Origin of the sequence: Bifidobacterium goeldii (assembly GCF_003951095.1) — a bacterium.
Lineage (GTDB): Bacteria > Actinomycetota > Actinomycetes > Actinomycetales > Bifidobacteriaceae > Bifidobacterium > Bifidobacterium goeldii.
In genome coordinates, this window is the sequence record NZ_QXGL01000001.1 from 97,928 (window position 1) to 110,720 (window position 12,793).

Annotated in this window: 8 protein-coding genes and 1 pseudogene; 7 read left to right on the forward strand and 2 right to left on the reverse strand. The window is 56.0% G+C overall.

The genetic code is table 11. The annotated features are described in order from the left end of the window. Positions 1 to 58 precede the first annotated feature (58 nt). The 5 genes and pseudogenes from gltB to D2E25_RS10850 form a co-directional block, all read left to right on the forward strand. Positions 59 to 4,630, forward strand: coding sequence for a glutamate synthase large subunit (gene gltB, locus D2E25_RS00460; RefSeq protein ID WP_125979096.1), 4,572 nt, complete (start codon positions 59 to 61; stop codon positions 4,628 to 4,630). A gap of 1 nt (position 4,631) precedes the next feature. Then, the gene (locus D2E25_RS00465; protein WP_125979097.1) at positions 4,632 to 6,170 is read left to right on the forward strand and encodes a glutamate synthase subunit beta; all 1,539 of its coding nucleotides are present in this window, start codon (positions 4,632 to 4,634) and stop codon (positions 6,168 to 6,170) included. Positions 6,171 to 6,343: 173 nt separating this feature from the next. After that, positions 6,344 to 6,814, forward strand: coding sequence for a tripartite tricarboxylate transporter TctB family protein (locus D2E25_RS00470; protein WP_125979098.1), 471 nt, complete (start codon positions 6,344 to 6,346; stop codon positions 6,812 to 6,814). 124 nt (positions 6,815 to 6,938) lie between these two features. Further along, entirely contained in the window at positions 6,939 to 8,186 is a 1,248-nt protein-coding gene (gene glgA / locus D2E25_RS00475) for a glycogen synthase (RefSeq protein ID WP_125979099.1), read from the forward strand. 87 nt (positions 8,187 to 8,273) lie between these two features. Beyond that, positions 8,274 to 8,802: pseudogene (locus D2E25_RS10850) on the forward strand (ABC transporter ATP-binding protein); the annotation flags it as partial. Positions 8,803 to 9,198: 396 nt separating this feature from the next. On the opposite strand, the gene D2E25_RS00485 reads toward D2E25_RS10850, so the two are convergent. Further along, positions 9,199 to 10,053, reverse strand: coding sequence for an aldo/keto reductase (locus D2E25_RS00485; RefSeq protein WP_125979101.1), 855 nt, complete (start codon positions 10,051 to 10,053; stop codon positions 9,199 to 9,201). 223 nt (positions 10,054 to 10,276) lie between these two features. Between D2E25_RS00485 and D2E25_RS00490 the strand changes: the two genes are divergently transcribed. Together D2E25_RS00490 and tenA are read left to right on the forward strand one after the other, a co-directional pair. Next, on the forward strand, positions 10,277 to 11,008 hold the full coding sequence (locus D2E25_RS00490) for a putative ABC transporter permease (protein ID WP_125979102.1): 732 nt from the start codon (positions 10,277 to 10,279) through the stop codon (positions 11,006 to 11,008). 207 nt (positions 11,009 to 11,215) lie between these two features. Continuing rightward, positions 11,216 to 11,980 carry a thiaminase II gene (tenA, locus tag D2E25_RS00495; protein ID WP_125979103.1) on the forward strand — a complete coding sequence of 255 codons (765 nt, stop codon included), beginning with the start codon at positions 11,216 to 11,218 and terminating at the stop codon, positions 11,978 to 11,980. A gap of 237 nt (positions 11,981 to 12,217) precedes the next feature. Here the strand turns inward: tenA and D2E25_RS00505 are convergent, their stop codons facing one another. Continuing rightward, positions 12,218 to 12,748, reverse strand: coding sequence for a helicase (locus D2E25_RS00505; protein WP_125979105.1), 531 nt, complete (start codon positions 12,746 to 12,748; stop codon positions 12,218 to 12,220). Positions 12,749 to 12,793 lie beyond the last annotated feature (45 nt).

A 12,793-nucleotide genomic window follows, 5' to 3' on the forward strand; every position in this document is an offset into this window, starting at 1 on the left:
TAGCCAAAGAACCGCAGAGCCCCTAAGACCCTGCCAAAACGATACGAAGGTGGTTTCGGTGACTTTCCACGCCCCGCTCGACCTGAGCATTCATCAATCACAAGGTCTATACGACCCGAACGCTGAACACGATGCCTGCGGCGTGGGCATGGTCACTACGCTCAACAAGCGCCCTGAGCGCAAGATTATTGATGACGCTATTGAAGTACTCGTTAACCTCAACCACCGTGGTGCGGTTGGCGCTGAAGAGAACACGGGTGATGGTGCTGGCATCTTGATGAGCATGCCGGACGAGTTCATGCGTGCTACGGCTGGCGTTGAGCTACCTGAAGCAGGTCACTACGCTGCTGGCATTGCTTTCCTTGACCGTGACATCGCTACTTCTGGTCAGCAGGAGCAGGCTATCGCGAAAATCGTGCGCGAAGAGGGCCTTGAAGTTCTTGCTTGGCGTGTAGTGCCAACCAATCCTGATGGTCTTGGCTTGCAGGCTCTTGCTTCAATGCCGAGCTTCAAGACGCTGATTGTTGCTGACCCGGAGAGCAAGCTCGCCGGTATCGAACTCGATCGCAAGACGTTCCGCATCCGCAAGCGCGTCGAACATGAGGTCGGCATCTACTTCGCATCGCTGTCTGCCCGCACGATCACGTACAAGGGCATGCTTACCACGATGCAGCTCACACCGTTCTTCCCCGACCTCAGCGACGAACGCATGAAGGCTGTGATCGCCATCGTGCACTCGCGCTTCTCTACCAACACGTTCCCGAGCTGGCCGCTTGCCCAGCCGTTCCGTCTGCTCGCACACAACGGTGAGATCAACACGATTCAGGGCAACCGCAACTGGCTGTCTGCGCGTGAAGGCCGCTTGAGCTCCGAACTGCTCGGCGAATTCAAGTCGCTGCTGCCGATCACCACGCCCGGATACTCGGATTCCGGCACCTTCGACGAATGCCTCGAGTTGCTGCACCTTGCCGGCCGCTCCCTGCCGCACGCGATTTCGATGATGCTGCCGCCGGCTTGGGAGAACAATGATCAGCTCGATCCTGACGTGCGCGCGTTCTACGAGTACAACAACACGCTGATCGAGCCGTGGGATGGCCCGGCAGACATTATTTTCACTGACGGCACGCAGGTGGGCGCGTTGCTCGACCGTAACGGCTTCCGTCCTGGCCGCTGGCAGCTCACCGACGACGGCTATATTGTGCTTGCCTCCGAGGCTGGCGTACTGCCAGAGATTGACGATGCACACGTGGTTTCCAAGGGTCGCCTTGAGCCTGGCAAGATGTTCCTCGTGGACACGGCAGAAGGCCGCATTATCCCCGACGAGGAAATCAAGAAGAATCTTGCTTCCCAGCACCCGTACCGCAAGTGGGTGGAAGGCAACTCGGTGGAGTTGAGCGACTTGCCGAAGCGCGAGCACGTGAGTCACTCCGGCCAGTCTGTGCAGCGTCGCCAGCGCGCATTCGGCTACACCGAAGAAGATCTTAAACTTCTGCTCACCCCAATGGCTAACACTGGTAAAGAGCCGCTCGGTTCAATGGGTAACGATAACCCGCTTCCGGTGCTTTCCAAGCGCAGCCGTATGCTGTTCGACTACTTCCACCAGAAGTTCGCGCAGGTGACTAACCCGCCGCTGGACTGGGAGCGCGAGGAGATTGTCACCTCGCTCGAATCCGCGATCGGCCCGGAGCCGAACCTGCTTGAGGATTCTGAGCTGCATGCTAAGAAGATCCTCATTCCGCTGCCAGTCATTAACTCTGACGAGATGGCTCAGCTGAAGCGTCTCGACCGTGCTAAGGTGCTCGGCGGCTACTACCGTCCGTTTATCGTCAAGGGCCTGTACCAGGTCGCTGGTGGCGGCAAGGCACTTGAAGAGCGTCTTGAAGAGATCTTCGCAGAAGTTGATGAGGCGATCGAGGGTGGCAGCAACTTTATTGTGCTGTCCGATCGTGATTCCAACCACACGTGGGGTCCGATTCCGTCGCTGCTGCTCACTGCGGCAGTGCAGCACCACCTTCTGCGCCGTCACACGCGTACGCAGATTTCTATGGCTGTTGAAGCCGGCGATGTGCGCGAAGTGCACCATGTAGCATTGCTTATCGCGTATGGTGCAGCTTGCGTGAACCCATATCTTGCTTTCGAATCCGTTGAGGATTTGGCCCGCACTGGCTACCTGAAGGTTGACGGACCGACCGCCGTGAAGAACCTTACGAAGGCGCTTTCTACTGGCGTGCTCAAGATCATGTCGAAGATGGGCGTCTCCACAATCATGAGCTATCGTGGCGCGCAACTGTTCGAAGCAGTGGGCTTGAACAAGGCCACGGTTGACAAGTACTTCACTGGCACTGTTTCTCAGGTTGGTGGTGTTGGTCTTGACGAGCTCGCCGAAGAAGTGGCGATCCGCCATCGCGTTGCTTATCCAAACCAGTGGACGGCAACCCCGCACATGAACCTCGAAACCGGTGGCGAATACAAGTGGCGCCGTACCGGCGAAGACCATCTCAACGACCCCGAGGCGATCTTCCTGCTCCAGCAGTCGACCGCTCGCGGCGACTACCAGATGTTCAAGAAGTATTCGGCACACATCAACGACACGTCGAACCGCATCATGACCCTGCGCGGCCTGATGAAGTTCAAGCACGATCGCAAGCCGATCGACATCTCCGAGGTCGAGCCAGCTAGCGAGATTGTCAAGCGCTTCTCCACTGGTGCAATGAGCTATGGTTCCATCTCGCAGGAAGCTCACGAAACGCTCGCTATTGCGATGAACACGATCGGTGCTCGTTCCAACTCTGGTGAGGGTGGCGAATCCGACGACCGCATCGAGGATCCGCTGCGCTACAGCCGTATCAAGCAGATTGCATCCGCTCGCTTCGGTGTTACCAGCGACTATCTGGTCCACGCTACTGACCTGCAGATCAAGCTTGCTCAGGGTGCTAAGCCTGGTGAAGGTGGTCACTTGCCTGGTGCAAAGGTTCCGCCGTGGATTGCTAAGGTGCGTCACGCTACCCCAGGTGTGGAGCTGATCTCCCCGCCGCCGCACCACGATATCTACTCGATTGAGGACTTGAAGCAGCTGATCAACGACGCGAAGATGGCGAACCCGAAGGCGCGCATCCACGTCAAGCTCGTCTCCGAGTTCGGTGTCGGCACGATCGCGGCCGGCGTGGCCAAGTGCCATGCCGACGTGGTGCTGATCTCCGGCTACGACGGTGGTACTGGCGCGGCTCCGCTTAACGCAATCCGCCATGCGGGCACCCCGTGGGAGATTGGTCTGTCCGAAACCCAGCAGACGCTGATTTTGAACGGCCTGCGCTCCCGCATCGTTGTGCAGTGCGACGGCGAGCTGAAGACTGGTCGCGATGTGGTTATTGCTGCGCTGCTTGGCGCTGAGGAATTCGGTTTTGCAACTGCTGCGCTGATCGTCGAAGGCTGTGTCATGATGCGCGCATGCCAGAAGAACACGTGCCCGCAGGGTATTGCTACGCAGGATCCGGAGCTGCGCGCCCGCTTCCGCGGCAAGCCTGAGTCGGTGATCAACTTCTTCATGTACATCGCAGAGGAAGTGCGTGAGATTCTCGCCGAGCTTGGCTTCCGTACGCTCGAAGAGGCCGTGGGCCACGTTGAGTGCCTCGACCAGAACGAAGCGATCAAGCGCTGGAAGTCCGATGGCGTTGACCTGACGAACGTGCTCATGCAGCCCGGCCCGGTACCTGGCACGATCCTGCACAACACGGAGCCGCAGAACCACGAGCTCGAAAAGGCGCTGGACAATAAGCTCATCGAACTGGCTCAGCCTGCGCTCGAGAACAAGGAGCCGGTGCGTATCGAAATGCCGATTCGCAACGTGAACCGTACGCTCGGCACGATGGTTGGCTACGAGATCACTCGTCGTTACGGTGCTGAAGGCTTGCCGGATGACACGATCGACATGACGTTCCACGGTGCTGGTGGCCAGTCCATTGGCGCGTTCATCCCCAGCGGCGAGACGATTCGCGTCTACGGCGAAGTCAACGATTACGCCGGCAAGGGCTTGTCTGGCGGTCGTCTGATCGTGCGCCCTGAGGATGGCGTGACGTTTGATCCGCATGAGAACGTCATTGCGGGTAACGTGACCGGCTTCGGCGCAACCTCCGGTGAGATGTTCGTCGCAGGTCGCGCTGGCGAACGTTTTGCCGTGCGTAACTCTGGCGCTACATTCGTCGTCGAAGGCGTGGGTGACCACGGTTGCGAATACATGACAGGCGGCACTGTTGTGGTGCTTGGTCCTACTGGCCGCAACTTCGGTGCAGGCTTCTCCGGCGGTAACGCTTACGTGCTCGACCTCGATATGAAGCAGGTCAACCCTGAGGGGCGTGACAGTGGCGCACTGCTGTTCCAGCAGCTCGATGAGACGACCGCGCCGATTGTGCGCGATCTCGTCAAGCGTCATGCCGAGGAGACTGGTTCGGCGTTCGCAGCTGAACTGTTGGCCAACTGGGATGAGAACGTGCTGCGCTTCACTCGCGTGGTGCCTGAGCATTATCTGGCCATGACTGAAGCCATGAAGCAGGCCGAAGAAGACAACATTGATTTCAATGCGCCCGGTGCCTGGGAACAGGTGTACGAGCACGTGATGGAAGGAGCGCGCTGACATGGGAGATCCTCGTGGATTCCTGAAGGTCCGTACCCGCCAAGAACTCGCAGAGCGCCCGGTCGCCGAGCGTATTAAAGACTGGCTCGATGTGCACGCTGAGTCCGGTCTGCAACCATGGACAACCGAGCAGGCTGCCCGCTGCATGGACTGCGGTACTCCGTTCTGTATGACCGGCTGCCCGCTGGGTAACATCATCCCTGAATTTAACGATCTCGTACGCCAGGAGAAGTGGGAAGATGCCTACAACAGGCTTTCTACCACTAACAACTTCCCTGAAGTGACCGGTCGTATTTGCCCGGCTTTGTGCGAGCAGGCTTGCGTGCTGGGTATTCATCAGCCGCCGACGATGATCAAGAACGACGAGTGCACGATTATCGATCAGGCTTGGGATCTCGACTATGTGAAGCCCTTGCCGCCGCAGCGTTTGACTGATCAGACTGTCGCAGTCGTCGGCTCCGGCCCTGCAGGCTTGGCTTGCGCGCAGCAGCTGACCCGCGCTGGTCATACGGTCGTTGTGTACGAGCGTGATGACGCGATCGGTGGCCTGATGCGCTACGGCATCCCGAACTTCAAGCTCGATAAGCGACTGCTCGACCGTCGTGTCAAGCAGATGGAAGCTGAAGGCACGCGCTTCCGTACTGGCGTAGAAATCGGCAAGGACATCAGCTGGGATGATCTGCGTTCGCGCTACGATGCGGTTGTTGTTGCTATCGGTTCTACTGTGCCGCGTGACATGAAGATCCCAGGTCGTGAGCTTCAGGGCATTCACTTCGCAATGGAGTTCCTGCCTGATGCGACTCGCCGCGTGTATGGCGTTAAGCCGGTGCACGATATCACCGCCAAGGACAAGCACGTTGTCATCATTGGTGGTGGCGACACCGGTTCCGACTGCCTCGGTACGTCCATTCGTCAAGGTGCTAAGGACGTGACTGTGCTACAGATCATGCCGAAGGAACCGTCCTCGCGCCCCGACAACCAGCCGTGGCCGACGTTCGCGCGCCTCTACCAGAAGACTTCTTCAATGGAAGAAGGCGGCACGTACGTGTACAGCACCGATTCGGTGAACTTTGTTGGCTCCGAAGAGGAACAGGCAAAGGTGCACGTTGAGAACTCGACTGCAACCGAGGGCTTCGTGGCTGATGAAAACGGTCATGTGACTGGTCTGAAGGTTGTTGACGTTGCTCCAGGCGAAAACGGTCCGTTCACGCGTCAGCCCGGTACTGAACGTATTCTGCCCGCTGACCTTGTACTCATCTCCGTTGGCTTCCTGCACCCGGACACCACTACGCTGGTTGACCAGCTGCCGGTTGAACTTGATGGCCGCGGCAACGTGGCACGTAATGACAAGTTCGCCACCTCGCAGGATGGCGTGTTTGTTGCTGGAGATGCTGGCCGTGGTCAGAGCCTTGTCGTGTGGGCAATCTCTGAGGGACGTTCTTGCGCAGCTGCTGTCGACGAGTACCTGACCGGTAACACTGAGCTGCCAGCACCGATTGTTGCCTCTCAGCGTCCGATGGCATTGCCACGAACCCGCTGAATGTAAACACACTGAAATAAGCGGAGACGCACGCTGCTGCACTGTAGCGGTGTCTCCGCTTTTTCTATGGTGTTTTCTATGTAGCCGTTGTGGCAATAACACGTCATGAGATGACCCCGAGGTACAGTAGTGGACAGTGTTATTCGCCCGATAGACATAAGAGGAGCAATAATATGCCGAATCGCGCAGAACGTCGCAAGGCTGCGAGGAATGAGCGCAGGGGAGTGCCCCAGCAGTATGACAGGACGGGCGGCCGCCGTGCTGGTCTGATTGACGAGTATGCGTTGCAGGAAAAGTCTCGTCGCCTGCAAGAAGGTATTGACGATAACGGCCCATGGAAGCCGAGCGCCCGTACTGAAGCGGACGATGCTGTCGAATCAGTATTCGAAGCAAATCCAAACTATCGCGATCCTAAGGCGTTTAAAGCACCACACTCCATGCGTCAATGGTTCCGCGTGGTCAGCTGGATTCTCATCGTGCTTGCTGGCATCGCGTTTTGCGTGATTATGTGGCTTCCTAGCCATCCGATGTGGCTAGTGATTAGCGTATCGGTAGTTTTTGTTATCGGCGTATTGAGCTTGTTCTTTACCGCTGGTAACTATCGAAACAATCCAAATCTGGATGAGAACGGTACAGCAGTCTGATCTACTTCAGTGAAAACGCACAACAGTCGCAACACGAACGCGGCGGTTGTGCGTTTTTCGTTATATGGTGCCCTAAAGTAGAAGATGTCTTGTTTATCCTGACGCACGAAGGAGAGCTAGTCAGATGAGAGTCGATCTGTTAACAAGAGAGTATCCGCCGCACGTTTATGGTGGAGCCGGCGTTCATGCTGAACAGTTGTCGAAAGTCCTTGCTGAGCGCATTGATGTAACCGTGCGCGCGTTCGACGGCCCACGCACAGAGGCTGACATTCCTGAGATTCCGAACGCGGCAGAAGCCAAAGGCAGCCTGAACGTTGTTGGCTACAATACGCCTGCCGAGCTCAAGGATGCTAACGGAGCGATTAAGACTTTCGGCGTGGATTTGCAGATCGCCAACGATGTCGACGCGGACATTATTCACGCACACACGTGGTATGCCTGCCTTGCAGGCTACATGGCCAAGATGCTGCATGGTACGCCGTTGGTGATCACCGCGCATTCGCTGGAACCGTTCCGCCCGTGGAAGCGCGAGCAGCTTGGTGGCGGTTACAACCTGAGCTCTTGGGCAGAGAAAGACGCTTACGAGCACGCTGACCGTGTGATCGCCGTTTCCAAAGGTATGCGCAACGATATTCTTACCGCTTATCCGGATCTTGACCCGGATAAGGTTGTTGTTGTATACAACGGCATTACGATGTCCGAGTTTGCTACGCCGGCTGATGATGACCCAGGTTGGGGCGTATTTGATCGTTACCATATTGACCGTTCGAAGCCGACACTGCTGTTCGTGGGTCGTATTACTCGCCAGAAGGGTCTGCCGTATCTGCTGAAGGCGCTGCACTTCGTAGACCCGAGCATTCAGATCGTACTGTGTGCTGGTGCTCCGGACACACCGGAGATCATGGAAGAGGTCAAGAACTCCTTTGCTGAGCTTGATAAGAAGCGCGGTAACATCATTTGGATTGAAGAGATGCTGCCGAAGAATGAGCTGAGCGCGTTGGAGCATGGTTGTGACGCGTTCATCTGCCCGAGCATCTATGAGCCGCTTGGTATCGTCAACCTTGAGGCGATGGCCTGCGGTCTGCCGGTTGTTGCATCCGCTACTGGCGGTATCCCTGAGGTTGTTGTGGACGGTGAAACTGGCTATCTTGTGCCGATCGAGCAGTTGCACGATGGTACTGGCACGCCGACCAACCCGGACAAGTTCGTGCACGATATGGCCGACGCGATCAACAAGATCATGGCTGACCCTGAGCTTCGTAAGAAGATGGGGCAGGCCGGTTACGAGCGTGCCCGCGACGTGTTCAGCTGGGAGTCGATCGCTGACGAAACCGTCAAGGTCTATCAGTCTGTACTCGACGAGCACAAGTAACGATTCAGCAGTATGACGGGCCTGCTCCCTACGCAGGGAACAGGCCCGTTTTTGTATATTTCAGTCGTTTCAGTAAAGGAACTACACATGCCTACCGAAGTCCTGCGTCTTGAAGACGTTGAATTCCGCCGCAACCGCCGCGTCATCATCACCGACGTGAACCTGTCCATCAAGGCGGGCGAGCGCTGGGTGTTGTTCGGACCGAACGGCATCGGCAAATCCACCGCGGTGGGCATGCTCGCCACGCGTACCTTCCCCTCCGAAGGCCGTGTGTTCATTCTCGGCCATCAGCTCGGCAAATACGACGTGTTCAAACTGCGCACGCGCATCGGCCTCGCCTCCGCCGATCTGGGCCGCCAATTCCCTGATTTCGAGGATCCGCTCGACGCCGTGGTCACCGGCCTGTCCGCCGTGACCGGACGCTGGCAGGACACGTACACGGATGAGGAATATGAGCGTGCCCGCGGGCTATTGCGCGACTTCCGCGTCGGATATCTTGAAGGCAAGCAGATGTGGCGCCTGTCGGAAGGCGAGCGCACGCGTGTGCTCATCGCTCGCGCACTGATGGGTAACCCAGAGCTGCTCATCATGGACGAGCCGACCACCGGTCTTGACTTGGGTGGCCGCGAACAGGTGATGCGCACGTTGAGCCGCATCGGCCAGGAGGATTCCAACCGCGCTGTTGTGCTCGTCACGCACAGGCTTGAGGAGATTCCCGCTGGATTCGACCACATCGCCATCATGGGCCGCAAGCCCATTCCTGCAGAAGATGCCACCGATGAGGGCGTCGACTCGATGGGTAACCCCGGCGCCGGCACCATCGTCTACTCCGGTCCGCTTGAAGAAGGCTTGACTGACGAACGTCTTTCCGACCTATTCGGCATGCCCATCGAAGTCACACACACCCACGGCCGCTGGTCCGCCTACGCAGTGTGATGAAGCTGCAATAAGTTATAGCAGTATGGGCATGGAGTTTTTTAACTTCACGCCCATACCGTCGAAGTAATGGAGTTTAGGCCTCTTCGTGCCAGCGCGGGTTTTGTGCGAACGAGTAGCCTTCGGGATTGTCCATGGCAGCGATGTCACGCATATCCTGCTCGTCCAGTGCGAAACCGGTTAGATCAAGGTTCGCGCGTTGGCGTTCGCGATGCATCGACTTCGGAATCGTCACATCGCCTAGCTGCAAATGCCAGCGCAGGATCGCGGCAACGGGGGAGACGCCGTGCTTGTCGGCGATACGCACGATGGTCGGATCCTTGAGCATCTGGTTCGCGCGGCCAAGAGGACTCCACGCTTCAGTGATGATGCCATGCGCCTCATCGTAAGCGCGCTGCTCGTTCTGCTGGAAGAACGGATGCAGTTCGATCTGGTTGACTGCCGGCGTGACGCCCGTGGCGCGAATGAGCAGATCAATATGACCGGGCAGGAAATTGCTCACGCCGATATGCTTTACGATGCCTTGCTTTTGCGCATCGACCAGCGCCTGCCACGCCTCTACGAACTGGCCCTGCGAAGGATTCGGCCAATGGATGAGATACAGGTCGATGTAGTCGAGGCCCATGCGCGCCACCGACTCCTCAATAGTGGTGCGCGCCTGATCATACTGATGATGGCGGCCAGGCAGCTTCGAGGCGACGATGATATCTTCGCGCGGCACATCCGATTCACGGATTGCCTTGCCGACGATGCCCTCGTTTTCATAGTTGAATGCGGAATCAATGAGACGATAACCAACCTCCAATGCTGACTTGATCGCCTCTACTCCAGCAAAGCCATTGACCTTGTACGTGCCGAATCCGATGGCTGGCAGTTCTAGACCATCATGGGCTTTGCGCGTAGGTATTGCCGGCGGTTCCATAAGCGTCATAATCGCTCCTTTGCTGTTATGTTCTACCCAAATGGGCAAGGATATAGCATGTATTGTGCCTTATTACATGCCGTCACTGTACGTGCTGCGAACGCGTTTGAGCTGAGAGCTGATTGCAAAGGTTTTTGTGGAATTGACTCTTGTCTAGAGAACGTTTGTTTATTCTGATTGATGATCTGGTGACAAACGTTTGGAAACCAGCAATAGAGTGTGGGAGCGACGCATGACGATGCTGCTTACAGCAGGGCAATGGTTTCTCTATTGGACGGCATACTCATTTGCCGGTTGGATATGGGAGACCATGCTTAGCGTAGTGTTACGCAAACGATTTGAGGATCGCGGTATGCTCAACGGCCCAATCTGTCCGATATACGGGTTCGGTGCCCTGCTGGTATTAGCAATGCTGCACGACGTGCACAATCCAGTTGCATTGTTTCTTGCCAGTGGTGTGATCGCTTGCACACTGGAGTATGCATCGTCATGGGTTATCGAAAAGCTCTACCATGTACGATTCTGGGATTACACCGGCAAACCGTTCAATATCAACGGACGAGTGTATCTCAATGGTTTTCTAGCATTCGGCTTCGGTGCTGCAATGGTAGTGCTTGTAGTCCAACCATGGATGATATCCATCGTGGAAACATGGTCGGATCTCGTAGTCTTGACTCTTGCGATTGTATTGTGTGCAGCCACTGTAGTGGATTGGGCAATCACACAAGCTGGCTTGCACAGCTTCGACTCTCGACTCGCTCGTATCTGTGAACAAATCAAAATGCGCAAGCTCGAACAAATCGAAGCTATTGATACGCGTATCGACATGGCCGATGAGATGCTTACCCGTTCCCTCAGCTGGCAGCAGCGCCGATTGCTCCGTATCTTCCCGTCACTGACGTCACTGCGCAATCCAGATATCGCAGCTCGCATCCGTCAAATATTGGAACATCGCGCACACTAATCGATACGGTTATCAGTAAAGTCTCGACCGATTGCCTAACACAACGTATAATAAACGACGTTGCAGGGGAACCCTCCGAAAGCATGCTCATACGACGTTGATATCGCGTATGCTGCTCGCCACATTGTGACCATCTCGGAGAGTTGAGAAAGGCTGATCCTGACCCTTGGAACCTGTTGGCCAACACCATCGAAGGGAGCAATCATCATGTCATGCAATGCTTGTGCCACAACATTCAACGCAGCAGAATTCGGACCCATCACGCTTAACCATTTGCCACCATTCGCACAACATTTGCGTGAAGCAGCCAACCAAGTTTGGGAGGAAGGCTATCAGCAGCCGTTCATACGAGAACTTGGCAACGGTACATTAGCTCGTGAAAAATTCGCCTTCTACCTACTGCAGGATTATCGTTACCTCAACGATTACGCAAAAGTTCACGCACTCGCGCTTACTAAGACGCAAGATCCAGAGATCATGCGATTCATGGCTAACGTGCAGAACGCCATTTTCAACGTAGAATCTGCCATGCACCGCGAATATATGGCTAGCTACGGTATTAGCGCTGAAGAAATGAATTCAGTACGCCAGTCTGCGTTCGCTCGCGCTTACACTTCTAACATTCTTTCAATCGCCTACGGCAATCCTCTCGTAGATGTTCTGGTTGCAGTACTGCCATGCGCTTGGGTGTACGCCGACTATGGTCAGCGTCTTGCTGCTGAGTTTGCTGATACGCTCGAGACGAATCCGTACAAGAGCTGGGTTGATATGTACAAGACGGAGGAGTTTTGGAGTAGTTCCGCATGGCTTATTGAGCATATTGAGCGACTTGCTGCAGGTCTCAGCGAGGAACGTAAGGCTGAACTGACGGATATCTTCGTCACCGGTGTAGAGCATGAATACATGTTCTGGGCTTCTGCTTACGACATGCAATACTCTTGGAAACCGCAGTGGGATACTCCGCGCGTATGACATCATCGAAAAAGCACGCTAGTGCTTCCAGTGCTTCCAGCACTCCTAGCACTAGCGATGAGCGGTGGGCGCGAGCGCTTGCTGCTAAAGGCATCAATGTAGCTCGGGTAGGAGCCCGGCGACGCAATGGGCAAGGCGTGGAACACGTTTTGCGCGGAGGCATGAATGTTCGTCAAGGTTCGGGCGTAGCTGTCTCTCATGCTCAGCCATTCAAGGCCACTGGTCACAAAGGCGGCATTAGCCGCCAAGGGAATTGAACTGGCGGAGATTCATAACCGATTCAAAGATTTGAGTCAACAGCGAATGATTCCATGTTGTTGTATTCAGCGATATCGCGGTCGAGGTGTTCCCCGCATGCGCGGGGATGATCGTTCGGCGTCCTGCCTTTGCTGCCATGTACTCGTTGATAGCCTTCGCGTGCTCCTGCATAGCTTCGAGTGAATCACCAACGATGAGTGTTGCCGGCAATCCTGATTCATTGGCTACTTGTGAGCGCCACGCGTTCTGCTGCTTCCCAGTCTTCAGCTGGTCGAGCTCCTTCTGGAGCTTCGTAGTACGCGCCTCAGCCTTCTGCTGTTCACTCATCTGCGATTCCTTGAGCTGTTCCAGCTCATCAGCCGCAGCCTTATTATCCTTTGTACGCTTCTCCCACTCACGAGAGTGAGAAATAGCCTCACGATACTTAGCCTCCCAATCCGTAGACTGCTCACCGTGCGGCTCGCTCGCGTCCTGCGACTGGTCGGTTGTGGCGTTGGCTTCTTCGGCCATAGTTCCTCCTAGGTTGATACGGGGCCCGTTTCGGGCATAAAAAAA